Consider the following 18,720-nt stretch of genomic DNA (forward strand, 5'->3'; position numbering starts at 1 on the left):
GGGTCAGATGAAAGCGTTCATCTGACCCCGTCCTGGCGCTATCTCCGAGTCAGCGGCCGGGCATGAAATCGGGGTCAGATGAACGCTTTCATCTGACCCCTTCTTCTCGGCGTTGCCCCGGTTTTGGCCGCCAGCTCAGGCCCGCGGCATCGGCAGCTCCGGCAACCCGTTATCCTGTGCCAGCCCCTGCATCATCAGTTTGATGCTCAGTTCTTCCTCACCCATGTGGGCGTTCAGGCGGCTTAGTTCTGCCAGGGCCTCCCGGCTGCGCCGCAGGCGCAGGCTGGTCTCGAAGTACTCCCGTGCCTTGCCCCAAAGCTCATTGCGCAGGCTCAGGCGGCCCAGGGCCAGCAGGAGTTCGGGGTTGTTGGGCCGGTCCTTGAGCCACTGCTCGGCGATCAACAGCTGCTCATCCGTTTTCTGCCCCTCAATCCGCCCGTAAAGGTTGATCAGCTCGTCACTCCAGTGATTCCGCAGCACTTTGCGCAGTAACGTCTCGGCCTGGGCCTCGTCGCCGAGCCGGGCCAGCAGGCGGGCGTAATCCCGGATGGTGTATTCATCCCGGCGCAGGAACCCGGGCAGCTCGTCCCACAGACGGGTCAGCGGCTCGAGGGACGCTTCCGGGTCTTCCTTGCGCGTCCGCTCACACTCCTCGGCCGCCTGTTCCAGCAGGTTGTGCCAGACTTCCCGTTCCAGTTCGTGGAATTCGGCTTCCGGCAGGACGTCGCGCTTGCTGAGCTCGGGTAACAGCCTGGACAATTCGCGCCAGTCTTCGAGTCTCAGATAGGTGTTCTTGAGGAGTTTGAGCACAAAGGGGTGGTGCGGTGACTGCTTGCGAAGGCGCACCAGGGTTGCCAGCGCCTGTTCGAGGCGGTTGCCCGCGAGTTGCAGCTGGGCCTGGGTGATCCCCACGGCAAGGTCCGATCCCGGCGTGCTATCAAACGCCTTGCGAAGCAGGTCGTCCACGGCCTCATGGTCACCGGACTCAAAAGCGGCCTGGGCGGCTGCCAGGTAGTTGATCAGCGGCGTATCGGCTTTGTCGGCAGCGGAGGTCAGCAGCTTCCGGGCCCTGGGCCAGTTTCCTTCCGCCAGTGCCAGCAGTCCCTGGGTGGTGCGGCGCCGGGCGCGGCGCTCGTTCCCCCGGGCGATCCAGCCTGCCACCACGCCGGTGCCCTGGCGAAAGCGGCGGATCAGGTTAATCGTCACGACCGTCAGTACGACCAGTGCTACAAACAGCGCCAGGCCCACCCAGAAATTGGTTTCCACCAGATAGTGGCCAAGGCTGACCCGGATATAGCCAAGGTCATATTGCAGGCCAAGCGCCAGTCCGGTGCCGATCAGCAATGCAACCAGGATAATCAGCAGGAGGCGGATCATGATTCCGTGCCTCCGGCGTCGGCACCGGTCTCCTCGCCTTCACCGTTGCCACCATTACCATTGAGGCGGCCCGCAAGGCGTTGCTTCAGGAGCTCCAGGGATTTGCTGATATCCGGCAGGTCCGGATCGACGTTACGTGTGGCAAGTTCCGCCAGGGTATCCGACAGTGCTTTCACCCGCGGGTTTTCCGGGTTGTACCAGTCGCTGATTGCAGCCCGGGCCTTGGCTAGGGCACGCTCGTAAAGGGCCTGGTTGCCGCGCAGAACCGCCATTTCCGCTTCCTCCAGCATCAACTGCAGGTTGAGGCGGGCATAGGCACTCTGGTCCGGGGATAGCAGCGGTTTGACCGGTTCATCCAGCCGGCGGACCACCACGACCCGGCCGAGTGTGTCGGTGAACTGGTTCCAGGCCTGATCGAGCAGGCTCGGGCCACCTTCGGTGGCGTCCAGTGTGGCGCTGCCATCACCGCCGACGAATCCGGGGGCGGATTCATGAATCAGGGCCTGATCGGTGAGCTGGTTGACGCTGTCGATGCCGGCTTCCAGGGTCAGATACAGTCCGGTGCGGTCGACGTTCTCAATGCCTTTCAGGGCCAGCAGCTCCCGGGCCAGTTGCTGGCGCACGGGGTAGACGCCGATGTCGTCGGATTCGGCCAGTACCTCGTCGGCGGCCTGCAAGGCGGAGATGGCGCCGCCAATATCCTTTTCGATCTGAAGGCGCTGGTTGGCGATACGAAGCAGGTATTCCGCCTCGGCCAGCAACCAGTCGGTACGGGTGCGGTTACCCGCCTCCAGCAACTCCCGGGCGTTGTGGTCGATCTGGCGTTGCTGGGTAGCGATCAATTCGCGCTGGTCGGCCAGCTTCTGTTCAAGGGCCTGGAGTCGCTGAGCCTGTTGGCTGCCGCGATCACCGTAGAGATCTTCCAGCTGGCGGGTATCCTGTTGCAGGTTTTCGAGGGTCTGCAAGGTGGCCTGGTGGGTTTGCCACTGCTGCCAGCTCCACAGGGACAGGGCGATGGCAGTCAACAGTGCAACGGTCGCAAGCAGCCACAGGGGCCAGAGCTTCTGGCGCTTCGGCTGTTCCCGGGAAATGGTAGCGGGCAGTTGATCGGTTGTTTCAGTCACGGGCGTCCTTACGTTTTATTTGCGGCGCCACCGTTTCCGCCATAAAGCTGTGCTGCAACAGTGGCCACGATGTCATTATCGGCAAGACTTCCTGGTACACACGGTTTTTCGAACCCCGCCTCACGGGCCGTCTGGGCCACGCGTTCGGCGGGAACGATCAGTAACCTATCGTATAGATTATGGCCGCTCTTCGCACATAGTGCGATGAGATTGTTCAAGGTTTCCCCGGACAGTGCCACGATGACCTCCGGCGCGAACTCACCCAGGACAGCGTTCACTTTCTCCGCGGAGTGGTCCGGACAGAAGCGTCGATACAGGGGCAGCACGGTAACCCTGGCCCCTCTCGATTCCAGAGTCTGCCGGATCAGTTCACGACCTTCCTCGCCACGGGCCAGCAGCACCCGTTCGCCGTCGGAACGCGTCAGGGAGGGAAGCTGGAGCAGGGCTTCGCTGGTCCAGCCGTTGGCAGGCCTCCGCACGGACAGACCCTGCCCGGCCAGAACCGCTGCGGTACCGGCCCCCACTGCATACCAGCGTATTCCCATGGGAATCTGGGGCCACCAGGTGTCGATTTCCTCCAGCAGCCGGCGGGCGGCGTAGGGGCTGACGGCAATAACGTGGGTGAACTGGTCCAGATTGAGGATGGTGGTGCGGCTTTCCGGGGTTTCCGGCAGCGGCTCGCGGTCAATCAGCGGCAGGATCCGGACCTCGGCACCGGCCGACTCAAAGGCCCCGGCGAGGCGTCTGGCCTCTGGCTCCGGCCGGCAGATCAGGATCCGCCGGCCGCTGAGGTCAGGCCGATCAGCGCGGGGTGTGACCATAGATTTCCGCCAGTACCTTGTCCGCGCCCATGGCCAGCAGGTCTTCGGCAAGTTCACGGCCCAGGCGTTCTCCCTCAGCGCGGGGTGCCCGGCCTTCCACCCGGAAGATCTGCTCGCCATTGACTGCGCCCACCAGGCCGCGTAGCCACAGTGTGTCGTCGTCTTCCAGCAGCGCGTACGCGGCGATGGGTACCTGGCAGCCGCCTTCAAGGCGGCGATTCAGTGCCCGCTCGGCGCGGACCCGGTCTGCCGTGTCGGTGTGATTCAGCGGTGCGATCAGTTCCAGCAGTTCGGTGTCATTGACCCGGCATTCGATCCCGAGGGCACCCTGGCCGACGGCGGGCAGCGATACCGTGTCAGGCAGGCAGTAGCGGATGCGGTTGTGGAAACCCAGGCGCTTGAGGCCGGAGCTGGCCAGCACGATGGCGTCGTACTCCTCGGCATCCAGCTTGGCCAGCCGGGTGTTTACATTCCCGCGCAGGACCCTGATTTGCAGGTCGGGGCGATAGGCCCGCAGCTGGGCTTCCCGGCGCAGGCTGGCAGTACCCACCACAGCACCGTCAGGGAGCGAGTCTACGGTTTCGTACTTGTTGCTGACGAAGGCATCGGTCGGATCCTCCCGCTCGCAGATAGCCACCAGATCCAGTCCTTCCGGGAACTCCATGGGTACGTCTTTCATGGAGTGAACGGCCAGGTCGGCACGGCCGTCGAGCATGGCTTCTTCGAGCTCTTTCACAAACAGGCCCTTGCCCCCGATCTTGGCCAGCGGGACATCCAGGATCTTGTCGCCCTGGGTCTTGATCTTGACCAGCTCAACGCTGACGTTGTCGTGCAGACGCTCCAGTTCGGACTTGATGTGTTCCGCCTGCCAGAGCGCCAGGGCGCTGCTGCGGGTTGCGATGCGAAGGGTACGTTTGGACATGGCACTCACTGTCGGTTGGGAAAATGTCCGCCAAGGTTAACGCGTGAAGGCAGAAATGTCCCGTGGTGAAAACCGCAGTCAGCCAGGCTGGTGCTCCTGCAACCACTGGCGCACGTCAGCAGCGTGGCGTCGACTGACCGGCAGCCGCTCGGGCCGGTCCCGAAGGATGATACGGTTCTGGTTTTCGCCAGTGCGCTCCAGTGCCTTGATGAATCGGACCCCGACGAGGGTATTGCGGTGGATTCGCAACAACTGATCGGGATAGCTGGCTTCCAGCTCTTTGAGGGTGTAATCGGAAATCGTCTCACCGCCCCGATGATGAATGGTGACGTATTTCTGGTCCGCCTCACAGTAGAGGATGTCGCCCAGGTCTATCAGCTCGGTACCACGATGGGTCCTGACCGCCAGTTGGTCCCGTTTGTGGCTGTTGCCTTCGGCCAGTTGCTGGCGCTGGACCCGATTGACCCGGCCGACCCGGTCCAGGGCCTCGGCCAGGGCCTCCTTACGTACCGGTTTGAGCAGATACGCGGTGGCCCGGACGTCGAAAGCCTGGATGGCGTAATGGTCATAGGCAGTGCAGAACACTAGGGCGGGCGGGTTGTCCAGGCTGCTCAGGCGGGCTGCCGCCTCCATACCGTCCATGCCCGGCATGCGGATGTCCAGCAACAGGATGTCCGGCTCCAGTTCGGCGACCTTCTGCAAGGTGCTGTCGCCATCGGCGGCTTCGCCACAGACGTGGTAGCCGGGCAGGGAGCTGACCAGTCGCCGAAGGCGCTCCCGTGCCAGGGGTTCGTCATCGGCAATCAGGATGTTCAGGTTGTGGTTGCCGTTTGCGGTCATGGCGTCTGATCTGCTCCGTTGGCGTTGTCGGTTACTGTTGCGTTGCCTCCCGCCGGGGCAGGCGCAGGGTCACGGTGTAGGTTTCGTGCTGACGGCTGTTCTTGAGCACGGCCGGTTCGCCGAACAGTGCCTGTAACCGTGACTGGATGTTGGCCAGAGCCATGCGGTTCCCCCGGTGGCGCTGTTGATCCCGTTCCGGCTTTGGATTCTGCACCATCAGGTAGACAAACTCACCCCGGGCAGAGATCTCGATCCGGACGGCGCCTCCCTCCGGTCGGGGCTGAATGCCATGATAAATGGCGTTTTCGATCAGCGGTTGCAGGGTCAGCGGCGGAATGGCCTGATGTTCGAGGCCCGGACTGACGACCCAGTCTACCTGCAGCCGGTCGCCCAGGCGCAGACTTTCGATGGCGAGATAGCGCCGGCAAAGCTCCAGTTCCCGGGCCAGGGGAATCAGCTGGTCGGAGGTGCGCAGGCTGGCCCGGAACAGTTCCGACAGATCCAGTACCGCTTCCTCGGCCTGTTCGGGGCGTATGGCGATCAGGCTGGCGATGGTGTTCATGCTGTTGAACAGGAAATGGGGCTGGATCCGGGCCTGCAGCGCCGCCAGTCGGGCTCCCATTTCGGCTTCCCGCTGGGCCTGCCACTGGTGCTGCAGGTAAAAGTAGCGCAGCACCATCAGCACAATCAGCAGGGCCACCAGCAGCTTCTTGGCAATGCCCTGCCACTTGGCGATACCGGGTTCCGGATGCAGGACCCGGTCGGCGAACAGGCTGAACGCAAGGACATCGGCCAGCACAATGGCGATGATGAGCAGGGTCGAGCGGGTGACCGTCATCCGGGCCATGCGAGTTCGGAGCAGGCAGATCAGTGCGGCGCTGGTGAGAGTGGTCCATTGCACGAACAGGGACAGCAGCCCGAAGTAATTCCAGTCGATCCAGCCGGCTTCGGTCTGAACAATGGCCAGTACCAGCACAAACAGTTCGCTGGTGACCAGAAGCAGGAATACGGCTCGCACCCGGCACAGGTCCGGGACGAAGAAATCATTGCTGCTCACACTTTTGTCGCCGTTCAGGGGTGTCTCCTTTGCACCGGTCAGAATGCTATAATCCCGCCACATCAAATGTACCCGTTGCCCGCAGATGATGCCGGGCCGTCAGCAGGAAAGATAGACCATGACGGATCAGAAAAAGTCTGACCAGACCACATCCTCCGAAAAACCCTGGGGTGGGCGCTTCAGCGAGCCTACCGATGCCTTCGTCGAGCGGTTTACCGCGTCAGTGGGTTTTGACCAGCGGCTGTATCATCACGACATCACCGGTTCCATCGCCCACGCGACCATGCTGGCGGAAGTGGGCGTGCTGACCGTTGACGAGCGGGACCAGATCATCGAGGGGCTGAAGGGCGTCAAGGCTGACATCGAGGCAGGCACGTTCGAATGGTCCGTGAGCCTGGAAGACGTGCACATGAATGTTGAGGCACGGCTGACCGACCGTATCGGCATTACCGGCAAGAAACTGCACACCGGGCGCAGCCGGAATGATCAGGTGGCCACCGACATTCGCCTGTACCTGCGCGACGAGATCGACGTCATCGCCGAGGAACTGAATCGCCTGCAGACCGGGCTGCTGGACCTGGCCGAGCGTGAGGCCGAGACCATCATGCCGGGATTTACCCACCTGCAGACCGCCCAGCCGGTCACCTTCGGTCATCACCTGCTGGCCTGGTACGAGATGCTGGTTCGTGATGCCGAGCGCCTGCAGGACTGCCGTAAGCGGGTCAACGTCATGCCCCTGGGCGCTGCCGCCCTGGCAGGTACCACCTATCCCATCGATCGGGACATGACCGCCCGGTTGCTGGGCTTTGACCGTCCCACTGAAAACAGCCTGGATTCGGTCAGTGACCGGGACTTTGCGATCGAGTTCTGCAGCTTTGCGGCGCTGCTGATGACCCACCTGTCCCGGTTCAGCGAGGAACTGGTGCTGTGGACCTCGGCCCAGTTTGATTTCATCGATCTGCCGGACCGCTTCTGCACCGGTTCGTCCATCATGCCCCAGAAGAAGAATCCGGACGTCCCGGAGCTGGTGCGCGGCAAGACGGGCCGGGTCAACGGTCACCTGATCAGCCTGCTGACCCTGATGAAGAGCCAGCCGCTGGCCTACAACAAGGATAATCAGGAGGACAAGGAGCCACTGTTCGATACGGTTGATACCATCAAGGGCTGTCTGAAGGCCTACGCCGACATGATTCCCGCGATCCGTGCCAAGGCTGACAACATGCGCGTGGCGGCCAAGCGCGGTTTCTCCACCGCCACCGACCTGGCGGACTATCTGGTCAAGAAAGGGGTACCGTTCCGGGATGCCCATGAGATCGTCGGCAAGTCCGTGGCCTTTGGCGTGGCCGAAGGGCGGGACCTGTCCGACATGACGCTCGAGGAATTGCAGCAGTTCTCGGACGTGATCGGCGAAGACGTGTTCGATGTGCTCACCCTGGAAGGCTCGGTCCAGGCCCGCAATCACCTGGGGGGTACGGCCCCGGACCAGGTGCGCGCTGCCGTTGGCCGGGCCCGAAAACTGCTGGGCTGATCCCGACGACAGGTGTGGCGCCTGACTCAGCTTTCCAGGCGCCCTGATCCCGGGCCGGCCACCGCAGGGGTCAGGTCCTCCAGTGGCCGGGGATCCTCCAGTTGGGAACCCTGGCCGAAATGGATGCCGAGAGTCCGGACCTGCCGCAGCGTATGGTCGCTCTCGATGTGGGTGGCAACCGTGATTTTGCCCGCAGCCTCGGCAATCCGGTGCAAGGCCTCGACCATGACCTGTTGTACCGGGTCCTCTTCGAGCTTTTCCATCATCCTGCGATCCAGCTTGATGATGTCGACGGGTAACTTGGCCGCCAGGCTGTAGCTTTCCACCGAGGCCCCGGCGCCTTCCAGTGCAACCCGGCAGCCGATCTTGTGCAAGGCATCGCACAGGACGGCGACGTCATCGGGATATTGGGTGGCGTGTTCCTCGCGGATCTCCAGGCAAAAGTATTCCGGTGCGAAGGGGGAATGGGCCAGCTCCGCCTCCAGAAAATCGGGGAAGGTATCGTCGAGCACACTGGTTATGGACAGATTGAAGCCGCAGTACTTGATCCTCGGCTCCAGAAGCTCGTGTTGGGAGAGCCAGTCCAGAGTCTGGCGAATCACCTGCCGGTCCAGGCGCTTGGCCAGGTCAAAACGTTCCGTGACCGGCAGGAACTGGTCCGGCTGGAGCTGGCTCTGACCCTCCCGGAGTGCCGGGATGCGGCACAGGATCTCGATATGGTCGCCCCAGGTGGCGCTGGCGACGGGCTTCAGCGACTGGTACTCAAGGAGCAGCCGGTCGTTATCGAGCGCCTCCCGGATCTGGTCGAGCCGTTTGGCAATCAGGTTCTCGTCCATGCTCGAGGCGATGGCCCTGGCGGTGTGAATCCGGTTTCGTCCGGAAGTCTTGGCGGTATGGCAAAGGTCAGCCGCCTGGGACAGAAGTTTTTCCGGGTCGCCGGGATACTCGTTCTCCATGACCAGCAGGCCACCGCTGGCCGTCGTCTGGAGCTTTGCTCCCTGCCACTCGAAAACGAAACCGTGCACCAGTTCCAGTATGTCGTCGGCAATCTTTCGTGCTCGCGGTTCCGGGCAGTTCTCGATCAACAGTACAAAGGTATCTCCGGAGAGGCGGGCGAGAGCGTCCCGTTGCCGGATACGCACTCCCAGGTTGCCTGCCAGCTCCCGTAGGTAGCGATCGCAAATGCCACTGCCGGCATTCTCATTGAATCGGTTGAAGTCATCCAGGTCCAGGTACAGCAGGCTGTCGATGCTGTCCCGATGGGTTTTCTGCTCGAGGGTCCTGAGCAGCCGGGCAAGGAATTCCCGCCGGTTCATCAGGCCGGTGACGGGATCGCGCCGGATACGCTCACCGGCTTCGCCCTGACTGGTACGGGTATGGGTGTTGCGGCCAACGTGAACGGCGCCCAGGATTTCGCCCTGGGCGCTGGTCAGTCGCTGATAATGAAACTCGTGGATGGGCAGTTCGCGATTCTGGTGAGCCAGCGGCATCTCCACCACGAAGCTGCCCCGCTCGAACGCGCGTTGCCAGAGCCGTTCGATCAGGCGGCGTTCGTTGGGATGGTCCCGGAGGAGATCCCTGAGATTGTCTCCCGGGACCGGCGACTTGCCGAAGGTCTGGGCGAACTGACTGGCATAGGATTGGTTGCAGTGCAGGATGTTCAGCCGTGTGTCTACCGCCACGATCAGATCGGGCGTCGCTTGCCCGGTCCCTTCCATCAGGCGCCGGCAATGATCCAGCGCCTTTTCCTGCTCCATGACCTCCGTGCGATCTACCAGGGTGCCGACAAGACGGTGAATCCGACCGCCCCTGCGTAACGCCCGGCCGTCCAGGGCCAACCGGCATGGCTTCTGCCGTGCGGTCAATACATTCAGTTCCAGGGAAAACGGCTGGCCCGTCCGTATACAGCGACGGAAGAGGGCGCGGACACGGGACTGCCCGGCCTGACAGTAGAACAATGCCTGCTCCGGCGTGATGTCCAGACCGGGGCGCAATTCCAGAAGCTGGTAGATGCCCTCACTCCAGGTCATTTCATTACTGGCGATATCCAGTTCCCAGAGCCCGAATCGGGCCAGGCTTTCAGCGGACTTGAGCAGGCCGGGATCCACGCGGGCGGCATCAGCCAATGCGATGGTGGCGCGCGCCGCCTGGTCGGAATCGTGGATGGCCTGTTTGAGGCTGAGTTGGGCCGTAAAGAAGAAGCCATCCCGGTGCCGGAAAGTCACCAGAATCTGCTGGCCATCTTCGATCTGGTGGCGGTTCGCCGGTGCAAACGGATCGTCCTGGCGTGACGCCAGAATGCGGTGAACCGGTTGCCCCACCAGCTCGCCGGCCTCATACCCCAGGACCGCCTCGGAGTGATGATCGACCTGGACCACTGTGCCTTCGTCGTCGATCCTCAGCAGGGTCTGGCGGCCATCCTGTGGCGCCTGGTCCGGCCGGTAGCGGCGAATCACGAATTCTTTCACGTGCAGATAGCCTCGGGTGTCAGACAGTGGCCCCATGATACTGATACTGACCCGGAAAAGAACCTCCTGGTCCGGTGCGGTGTCTCGCCCGCTGCCATGGGTGTCAGGTATACTGCGGCAAAGCAACTTTCCGGGGGCGCTCATGCCTTTTCGACTTTTTGCGATCTTCAGTCTCGTGTTTACCCTGTTGCTGGCAGGATGTGGCCAGAAAGGCCCGTTGTACCGCGATCAGGGCGGAGCGACCGCCGGTCAGGCGGTCCAGACCGTGACCGGTGGCCAGACCGACGAAGACCGTGAGCAGAGTGATAACTGAGCAACCGCGCACCCGCATAACGAATCAGGACATCCATGGACCACTTCAACTACCGTAACGGCGAGCTCTACGCCGAAGACGTCCCTGTCGCCGAAATTGCCAAGCGTTTCGGGACGCCTGCCTACATCTACTCCCGGGCGACGCTCGAACGCCATTACCGGGCCTACGACGATGCCCTTGCGGGGCATCCGCATCTGGTGTGCTATGCCGTCAAGGCCAACAGCAACCTGGCGGTACTGAACGTGCTGGCCCGGCTGGGAGCCGGTTTCGACATCGTGTCCGCGGGCGAGCTTGAGCGGGTCCTCCGGGCCGGCGGTGATCCCGGCAAAGTGGTGTTTTCCGGCGTGGGCAAGCAGGAGTGGGAAATGAAGCGTGCCCTGGAAGTGGGGGTGCGTTGTTTCAACGTCGAGTCCGACACCGAGCTGGACCGCCTGAACGAGGTGGCCGGTGAGTTGGGGGTGAAGGCCCCGATCTCTTTGCGGGTCAATCCCGACGTTGATGCCGGGACTCATCCCTACATCTCCACTGGCCTGAAGGAAAACAAGTTCGGGATCGATATCGCCGAGGCTCCGCAGGTCTACGCCCGGGCGGCGGCGCTGCCGAATCTCGAGATTCATGGTGTGGATTGCCACATCGGGTCCCAGCTGACCTCGGTGTCACCGTTTCTTGATGCCCTGGACCGGGTGCTGGCATTGATCGACACCCTGGCGGAACAGAACATCCGGATCCGCCACCTGGACATGGGGGGTGGCCTGGGGGTGACCTATGACCAGGAGCAACCGCCACAGCCGTCGGACTATGTGAAGGCGCTGGCGGAACGCATGGGGGATCGCAGCCTGGAACTGATTCTTGAGCCGGGGCGCTCCATTGCCGCCAATGCCGGGATCCTGGTGACCCGGGTCGAGTTCCTGAAGTGCACCGAACACCGTAATTTCGCCATCCTCGATGCCGCCATGAATGACCTGATTCGCCCGGCTCTGTATAGCGCCTGGCAGTCCATCATTCCGGTCCGGCCCCATCAGGAGGGCGAGGAGAAAGCCTGGGATCTGGTGGGCCCGGTCTGCGAGACCGGGGATTTCCTGGGTAAGGACCGGCACCTGCGCTTGCAGGCGGGCGACTTGCTGGCGGTTCGCTCCGCCGGCGCCTATGGTTTCGTTATGAGTTCCAATTACAACACCCGTAATCGCCCGCCCGAGCTGATGGTCGATGGTGATCAGGTCCATGTGGTTCGCCGGCGCGAAACCCTGGAGGACCAGCTCGCCCCTGAAAGTTGTCTGCCGGAATGACCGGGGAGCAGGGGATGAGTCAGCAGCGTCGCGGGCAGGGCCCGACCCTCCGGTTTACCAAGATGCATGGCCTGGGCAACGATTTCATGGTGGTGGACGCCATCAGCCAGCCGTTCCGGCTGAGACCTGAGATGATCCGGGAACTGGCGGACCGGAATTTTGGCATCGGTTTCGATCAGTTGCTTGTGGTGGAGCCGCCCGGCTTGCCGGATGTGGATTTCCGTTACCGGATCTTCAATGCCGATGGCTCGGAAGTGGAACAGTGTGGTAACGGTGCCCGTTGCTTCGCCCGGTTTGTGCGGGACCAGCGCCTGACCAACAAGAAAGTCATCCGGGTCCAGACCGCAAAGGGGGTCATAGAACTGCGGGTCGGAAAGGACGGTCTGGTCATGGTCAACATGGGCGTACCGGAATTCAATCCGCCGGCCATTCCTTTTGCCGCCGACCGTCGCAAGGATGTCTACACGGTTGACGTGGACGGCCAGACGGTCGAGCTCAGCGCAGTATCGATGGGCAACCCCCACGGAGTGCTGGTGGTGGAGGACGTTGATAGCGCCCCTGTGGAAACCCTGGGGCCGCTGCTGGAGCGCCACCCGAGATTTCCGGCGCGGGCGAATATCGGATTCCTGCAGATCCTCGATCGTGGCCATGCCCGCTTGCGGGTGTTCGAACGGGGCTCCGGCGAGACCCTGGCTTGCGGCAGCGGTGCCTGCGCCGCGGTGGTTGCCGGCAATCTCAGGGGATTACTCGACAAGCGGGTGGAAGTGGAGCTTCGGGGTGGCAATCTGGTCATCGAATGGCAGGGCGAGGGGGCGCCTGTTATGATGGAAGGCCCCGCGACGACAGTGTTTGAAGGGCAGTTGCGACTGCCTGGTGACAATTCTAACCGCCGCCGAAAGAGCGGTCGTTCCAACAGACAACGGTCCTGACAGCCCGGGAGAACGCGATGACAGAACAGACGGTCCGGAAGAAGGCCGAAGACCTCACGCCGGAACAGGTGGCCGATTACCTGAGGGCCAATCCTGACTTCTTTGTTGATCAGGATGAGCTGTTGCGCAGCCTGACACTGCCCCATGACAGCGGGCGTGCCATCTCCCTGGTGGAGCGGCAGGTGCATCTGTTCCGCGAGCAGCGCGATACCCTCCGCAAGGAGCTGGTTGAGCTGGTCGCCATTGCCCGTCATAACGATCGTCTGTTCGAGAAAAGCAAACGTCTGCTGATGCAGGTGATCGAAGCCCGCACCCTCAACGACATGGCGGCGGCAATCGATGACAGCATTCGGGGAGATTTCGGCCTGGATGCCGCCTCGGTCCTGCTGTTTACCGATCAGGCCCTGCCGGAGGCCTCCCAGGGCGCCCTGCATGTGGTTGGCCCCGACCTGGCCCGGGACAGGCTCGGGATGCTTCTGGATGGCGAGCGCGCGGTATGCGGGCAGTTCCGCGAGAGTGAGCGGGAGTTCCTGTTTCCCGACCGGGAAGAGCCAATTGCGTCGGTTGCCCTGGTGCCGCTGCGGCATGAAGAGCTGGTAGGTGTGTTTGCCGTGGGAAGCTGCCAGCCCGGATATTTTGACCAGAGCATGGGGTCCCTGTTTCTGAGCTATATCAGTGATACCCTGAGCAGGCTGCTGCCTCCCATGATCCAGCGCCACACCGGCGGTGCACCGGTGGCCGACATTACCGCGGAGTCCCGATAGGGTGTCTGCAGGGTCCGGCGCCACACGATTGCCTGACTCCCTGCAGGAGCCGCTTGTCCGGTTCGTTCGCCATCTGTCGTCTGAAAAACGCCATTCCCCGCGCACCTGTGACAGCTATCAGCGGGATCTGAATCGCCTCGCGTTCTGGCTGGCCGACTCCGGGCGTGACCAATGGCGGTTGCTGCTCAGCCATGATCTCCGCCGCTACGTGGCGGTCCTCAGCCGCGAGGGGTTGAGTGGCCGCAGTATTGCCCGCCACCTGTCGGCCATCCGCAGGTTCTACAACTTCCTGTTGCGGGAGCGGCTGGTGACGGATAACCCGGCGGTGGATGTCCGTGCCCCCAAGAGTGGTCGCCGCTTGCCCCGAGTCGCGGACGTGGATCAGCTCGGTCAATTACTCGACGCCACGCCTGACGACCCGCTCGAGGTGAGGGATCTTTGCATGTTCGAGCTGATGTATTCCTCCGGTTTACGACTCTCTGAGCTGGCACAGCTGAACCTTGAATCGCTCGATCTGGGTGCCGGAGACGTGCGCGTGGTCGGTAAGGGCAATAAGGAACGGGTTCTGCCGGTGGGTCGAAAGGCCTTGGGCGCTATTCAGGCCTGGCTGGCCGTGCGTCCGGGGCTGGCGCCGGAGGGCGAGAAGGCGGTTTTCGTCAGCCGCCGGGGCGATCGGCTCAGTCGGCGCAGTATCCAGTCCAGGCTGGAGCGCTGGGGCATCACCCGTGGCGCCGATCAAAAGCTGCATCCGCACCTGTTACGGCATTCCTTCGCCAGTCACATGCTGGAATCCAGTGGCGATCTGAGGGCGGTACAGGAACTTCTGGGCCATGCTGACATTGCCACCACGCAGGTGTATACCCACCTTGATTTCCAGCATCTGGCCCGGGTCTATGACCAGAGTCACCCCCGGGCCCGCCGCACCAGGTCGGGAACCGGACCGGACGATCAGTGACGCATCATTGCGTCCAGTTCGTCGATGATTTCAGCCCAGTCGCTGTCCTCTTCGAGGCCTTCCTCCAGAAAGTGGGACTGGCTCTCGGACCAGAATGGAGCGTCCTGCAGGGCAATTTCCCGGGGGAGCGGGGAATGCCTGGCGACGAAGTCCTCGATGCTCCTGTCGTCGGAGGCGAGGCCGAGCTGTTCGAACAGGGTGCTCAGGGAATGTTTGCTGGTGTCCATGGAGTGGAGTCTCCTTGTTGAGAGTGTCTGAATGAAATCGCCAACATTTGCAGGTATTGTTCACTGAACTTTAGCGAATCCCGGGAGGATATCCAGTGAAGGTCGCCCTTCGCTCCCTGATACTATGCAGCCTGCTCGGCCTGTTTCAATCCCCCGTTCTGGCGGACCCTCCCCAACCCTCGCCCGCCCCGGTGCTGGGCCAGTCTGACCTGGAGTGGCTGCAACATCAGGAACGATTCGTGGTGGGCGTCGAGGCCGGTCAGGTACCGCTGGTATTCGATACCGGCGACGGGGTGTTGGCAGGCACCTACATCGATTACCTGGCCCGTCTCTCTGACAAGCTGAGGGTGCCGGTGGACCCGGTCGTCCTGGAGGATACGGATCAGGATGGTGCCGGACAGCCCCGGCCCGACGCGATTCTGACCACCCATGCACCCGGCACCCGGATCTCCGGGGGCCAGCGAATGACCAAGCCCCTGATGACCCTGACCTACGGGCTCTTTGTCAGCGCCGGTGACGCGGCGATCCAGACCCTCGCGGATCTTGAGGGAGGGCAGGTTGCCATCGTTGAGGGTGATACCAACCAGTATGCGATGCTTGAACCGGTAGAGGAGTTCCAGCCGGTACCGGTCAACGGGATCGGAGAGGCCGTCAGTGCCGTGTTGTCCGGAAAGGCGCAGGCGTTTGTCGGGCCGGTTCCGGTGGTTTCCGACTATCTGCAATCAGCCATGATCAACGGTATCGGGCTGGCGAAGTTGCTGGACGACAAGCCGGTGGATGTGACGCTCCAGGTGCCGGCGACGAACGAACGCCTGTTCCGGGTACTCGACAGTGCAATTGCCGCCATCAGCCACAACGAGCACCGGGTGATCCGTCAGTCCTGGCTGCAGGCCGATGTACCGTCGATGGAACGCAGCGGTGTTGAGCTATCGGCGACGGACGTGGACTGGCTCAAGCGCAATCCCAATCTCCGGGTGGCCTTCCGTTCGGACTGGCCGCCGTTCGAATATGAACAGGACGAGAAGCCCACGGGTCTGGTGGCGGACCTGGTGACCCGGCTGGAATCCGAGTTGGGTATCCGTTTCAGCCGGACTCTCGTGAAGGATCGGTCCGAGGCAGAGCAAAAGCTCGCGGATGGCGAGGTGGACATTCTTCCGGCTCTGCCGCGTACACCCCGCACCGAAAGCGGCTACCTGTTTACCCGAGCCTACCTCAATGTGCCCATCGCACTGGTGATCCGTGATGACGGTCGCTTTATCGGGGATCTTCGGGAGCTGAGGGGCGAGCGTGTCGGTGTCGTCAATCGTCACGCAGCTCATGATTACCTGCTGATCAACCATCCGAACCTGAACCTCTATCCGGTGAGGGATGTGGAGGAAGGTCTGCTGGCCCTGTCCAACGGAGACCTGGATGTCATGGTGACCCACATACCGGCGGTCAGCTACATTGTGGCCCGTCTGGGGTTGTCGAACCTGCGCATAACCAGTATCACCCCCTACCAGTACGACCTCAGGCTGGCGGTGCGCAAGGACAATCCGGAACTGCACCGGATCCTGAACAAGGGGCTTTCAAGCCTGGAGGCTTCGGAGACCGAGACCATCTATAACCGCTGGATTCACCTGGATATCGAGCAGGAGACCGATTACACGGTCGTGCGTCGGGTGGTGTTGATCGCCATCGTGGTGGTCCTGATCTTCCTGTACTGGAACCGGAAACTGTCCCGGGAAGTGGACGAGCGGATACGTTCCGAGAATGCCCTGCGCCGCAGTGAGGATGAGTTACGGGCTGCGAAGCTGGAGGCCGAGCGCCTGGCCAGGGAGGCCGAGGCTGCAAGCCGGGCCAAGAGTGAGTTCCTGGCCAACATGTCTCATGAAATCCGGACACCCATGAATGCGGTGATCGGGTACAGCGACCTGCTCAGCAACAGCGTGACCGACCCCCAGCAGCGCAGCTATCTGGACGCCATTCGTGCCGGAAGCCGCAGCCTGCTGATGCTGATCAACGACATCCTGGACCTCTCCCGGATCGAGGCCGGCAAGATGCGACTGGATTATTCGGCGGTATCCGTTCGGCGCCTGCTCGGGGATGTCCGGCATATTTTCGACCTTCGCGCCCGTGAACAGGGTATCACCCTGGAAGTGAGTGTGGACTCGAGGATGCCCGCTGCGATGATGCTGGACGAGACCCGGCTACGCCAGGTGCTGTTCAACCTGGTGGGCAACGCGATCAAATTCACCCACGAAGGTGGCGTGACTGTCCGTGCTACAGCGACACCGCTCCAAGACGCCCCGGATGAGCATGGTAAGGCAACGGATCGCCAGTACTATCAGCTGGTGGTCACGGTCAGTGACACCGGCATCGGTATACCGCCGGACCAGCTGGACCGGATCTTCGATGCCTTCGAGCAACAGGAAGGGCAGAATACCCGGCGTTATGGCGGCACCGGCCTGGGGCTGGCAATCAGTCGCAAGCTTGCCCGTATGATGGGGGGGGATCTTGCGGTAGAGAGCGACCCCGGCGCGGGATCGGTGTTTACCGTCACGCTGCCGCAAGTAGAGGCCACGGTCGAACAGGCCGGGGAGGATGGCGAGCCGAAGGAAGAGGAACGCTTGCTGGCCCAGACCCTGAGCATGCAGGAGCGTGGCTGGTTGCGCCAGCAGCTGTCCCGGGACTTTGGTGACGAGTGGGAAGCGGTTCGCGAGAGCGGCGACCCGGAGCAGATGAAGGATTTTGCCCGGCGTGTCGTAGCCTGGGGCCAGCGGCATCGGTCGCCGTCGGTAACCCGCTACGGGGAAAAACTGCTGGCAGACGTGGAAGCGTTCAATCTGGATGCGGTGAACGGTGCCCTGGAATCGTTTCCGAAGCTGTTGGGCCGGCAGGGCTGAGGCTGGCGCTGATTACAGGCAGTCGAACTGGGAGCGTCTGTCGAAGGCGACGGACACCATGTCGTAGCCGGATTCGGACAGGTCGCGGATCAGGTCGCGGTCTTTCAGCAGCGCCATGCATACCTTGTGGACGCTGGCCTGCAGCTGTTCGGTCGGTGGTTCGCCCGCTGCGAAGCGGAAATCCACGATCAGGTATTTGCGGTCCACCGAGGCTGAAACCGGTATGTCCTCGCGGACAACGCTTTCATACCCTATGTAGGTCGCCTGCTGCTGGGGAAAGAGCTCGCTCATCAGCACATCGATATTTTCGGCATGCGCCATTGGCGAAGCCAGGATGACACCGGCGATGACTGTGCGGGCTAGAATCTGAAGGCTCATGCGTCCACTCCCTGGTTACCGTGCGGGCAGTGTAACAAAGTGTAACATCTCGTTACAGGCCATTATTCCAGAGTGTGGCGTCGATTGCGCCGGTGTCGGGGAAAGTTTTTCAATTGTTTGCAGTCTGGATACCATATCTCCGGGCTGCTCCGGGCGGGCCGATCAACTATTCTTTCAAAAGAACAAACGGTAGGGAGAGAGCCATGTTCCAGCTGGTATTCAAAGGCGAGTGTGTTCCGGGAACCGATGAGCAGACGGCAAGAAATAACGCCCGGGCGCTGTTCAAGGCTTCCGTCGATCAGGTCGAGCGGATGTTCAGTGGCCAGACAGTGGTCATCCGCAACAAGCTTGAGGAGGCCCAGGCCGAAAAGTATCGGGCGGTACTGAAAAAACATGGCATGTTGGCCTATGTCCAGCCCATGCCCGGCGCCCGACCGGCGCCGGAGCCGTCGCGCTCCGCCGCCCCCGGACCGGAAGCCGGTGAGCCGGCTCCCAAGTCAACAGCGAGTGCGCCCACCGGCGCCGCCGGAGGCGGTGTGCCGGAAGTGGAACCGGGTGACCGGTTACCGGTGGCCGGGGAAAAAGTGGACGATATCCTCGCCGGTAGCGGCCTGAATCTGGATCCCGTTGGCGTGACCCTGGTGGAACACCAGGAGGCGGAAGCGCCCATGTTCGAGCACCTGGATGACTGGACGCTGGCGCCGGCCGGCTCCGACCTCGGGGTCGAGCGGGACCTGCCGCCTCCGATGGTCCCGGATGTGTCGCACCTGGCCCTCGTGGACGAGGACGACAAGGGCTAGCGCTGAGGCCGGCCGATAACAAGGACAGGTTCGTTGAAAGCTCTTT

General features: G+C 62.4%; 17 protein-coding genes. 8 read left to right on the top strand and 9 right to left on the bottom strand.

Annotated elements, in window-relative coordinates; translation table 11 throughout:
- Positions 1-135: 135 nt before the first annotated feature.
- From MD273_RS13740 to MD273_RS13765, 6 genes are all read right to left on the bottom strand, one after another.
- Positions 136-1,377 carry a heme biosynthesis HemY N-terminal domain-containing protein gene (locus MD273_RS13740; protein WP_239038348.1) on the bottom strand — a complete coding sequence of 414 codons (1,242 nt, stop codon included), beginning with the start codon at positions 1,375-1,377 and terminating at the stop codon, positions 136-138.
- A complete protein-coding gene (locus tag MD273_RS13745; protein ID WP_239038349.1) occupies positions 1,374-2,501 on the bottom strand; it encodes a uroporphyrinogen-III C-methyltransferase in 1,128 nt (375 codons plus the stop codon). Before MD273_RS13745 ends, MD273_RS13740 begins: the two co-directional genes overlap by 4 nt.
- 8 nt (positions 2,502-2,509) lie before the next feature.
- Positions 2,510-3,322 carry a uroporphyrinogen-III synthase gene (locus MD273_RS13750; protein WP_239038350.1) on the bottom strand — a complete coding sequence of 271 codons (813 nt, stop codon included), beginning with the start codon at positions 3,320-3,322 and terminating at the stop codon, positions 2,510-2,512.
- Positions 3,303-4,244, bottom strand: a complete 942-nt coding sequence (gene hemC, locus MD273_RS13755; protein WP_239038351.1) for a hydroxymethylbilane synthase — start codon at positions 4,242-4,244, stop codon at positions 3,303-3,305. Before hemC ends, MD273_RS13750 begins: the two co-directional genes overlap by 20 nt.
- Before the next feature lie 78 nt (positions 4,245-4,322).
- A complete protein-coding gene (locus MD273_RS13760; RefSeq protein WP_239038497.1) occupies positions 4,323-5,060 on the bottom strand; it encodes a LytR/AlgR family response regulator transcription factor in 738 nt (245 codons plus the stop codon).
- Positions 5,061-5,115: 55 nt separating this feature from the next.
- A complete protein-coding gene (locus tag MD273_RS13765) occupies positions 5,116-6,204 on the bottom strand; it encodes a sensor histidine kinase (RefSeq protein ID WP_251068244.1) in 1,089 nt (362 codons plus the stop codon).
- Between the two features lie 55 nt (positions 6,205-6,259).
- Between MD273_RS13765 and argH the strand changes: the two genes are divergently transcribed.
- A complete protein-coding gene (gene argH, locus MD273_RS13770) occupies positions 6,260-7,669 on the top strand; it encodes an argininosuccinate lyase (RefSeq protein WP_239038353.1) in 1,410 nt (469 codons plus the stop codon).
- 26 nt (positions 7,670-7,695) lie between these two features.
- Here argH and MD273_RS13775 read toward each other — a convergent pair whose 3' ends face one another.
- Positions 7,696-10,281 (bottom strand): EAL domain-containing protein, encoded by a 2,586-nt coding sequence (locus MD273_RS13775; RefSeq protein WP_353050314.1) that lies wholly within the window; start codon positions 10,279-10,281, stop codon positions 7,696-7,698.
- On the opposite strand from MD273_RS13775, the gene lptM reads away from it, so the two are divergent.
- The 5 genes from lptM to xerC are packed head-to-tail and all read left to right on the top strand — an operon-like array spanning position 10,280 to position 14,384.
- Entirely contained in the window at positions 10,280-10,450 is a 171-nt protein-coding gene (gene lptM, locus MD273_RS13780; protein ID WP_239038354.1) for an LPS translocon maturation chaperone LptM, read from the top strand. The two genes, MD273_RS13775 and lptM, sit on opposite strands and share 2 nt — an antisense overlap.
- A gap of 35 nt (positions 10,451-10,485) precedes the next feature.
- Positions 10,486-11,736: a diaminopimelate decarboxylase gene (gene lysA / locus MD273_RS13785; RefSeq protein ID WP_239038355.1), complete on the top strand. Its 1,251-nt coding sequence runs from the start codon at positions 10,486-10,488 to the stop codon at positions 11,734-11,736.
- A 14-nt stretch (positions 11,737-11,750) separates the two neighbouring features.
- Complete coding sequence (dapF, locus tag MD273_RS13790) at positions 11,751-12,665, top strand: diaminopimelate epimerase (RefSeq protein WP_239038356.1); 915 nt, start codon at positions 11,751-11,753, stop codon at positions 12,663-12,665.
- A gap of 17 nt (positions 12,666-12,682) precedes the next feature.
- Positions 12,683-13,429 (top strand): DUF484 family protein, encoded by a 747-nt coding sequence (locus MD273_RS13795; protein ID WP_239038357.1) that lies wholly within the window; start codon positions 12,683-12,685, stop codon positions 13,427-13,429.
- A gap of 40 nt (positions 13,430-13,469) precedes the next feature.
- The gene (gene xerC, locus MD273_RS13800) at positions 13,470-14,384 is read left to right on the top strand and encodes a tyrosine recombinase XerC (protein ID WP_502846062.1); all 915 of its coding nucleotides are present in this window, start codon (positions 13,470-13,472) and stop codon (positions 14,382-14,384) included.
- On the opposite strand, the gene MD273_RS13805 is transcribed toward xerC, so the two are convergent.
- A complete protein-coding gene (locus MD273_RS13805; RefSeq protein WP_239038358.1) occupies positions 14,378-14,611 on the bottom strand; it encodes a DUF2789 domain-containing protein in 234 nt (77 codons plus the stop codon). The two genes, xerC and MD273_RS13805, sit on opposite strands and share 7 nt — an antisense overlap.
- 95 nt (positions 14,612-14,706) lie before the next feature.
- On the opposite strand from MD273_RS13805, the gene MD273_RS13810 reads away from it, so the two are divergent.
- A complete protein-coding gene (locus MD273_RS13810; protein WP_239038359.1) occupies positions 14,707-17,496 on the top strand; it encodes an ATP-binding protein in 2,790 nt (929 codons plus the stop codon).
- 12 nt (positions 17,497-17,508) lie between these two features.
- Here the strand turns inward: MD273_RS13810 and MD273_RS13815 are convergent, their stop codons facing one another.
- The gene (locus tag MD273_RS13815) at positions 17,509-17,874 is read right to left on the bottom strand and encodes a hypothetical protein (RefSeq protein ID WP_239038360.1); all 366 of its coding nucleotides are present in this window, start codon (positions 17,872-17,874) and stop codon (positions 17,509-17,511) included.
- 203 nt (positions 17,875-18,077) lie between these two features.
- Between MD273_RS13815 and MD273_RS13820 the strand changes: the two genes are divergently transcribed.
- Complete coding sequence (locus tag MD273_RS13820) at positions 18,078-18,674, top strand: hypothetical protein (protein WP_239038361.1); 597 nt, start codon at positions 18,078-18,080, stop codon at positions 18,672-18,674.
- Positions 18,675-18,720: the final 46 nt, after the last annotated feature.

Source organism: Marinobacter sp. C7 (genome assembly GCF_022343555.1).
In the GTDB taxonomy this organism is placed as follows: domain Bacteria; phylum Pseudomonadota; class Gammaproteobacteria; order Pseudomonadales; family Oleiphilaceae; genus Marinobacter.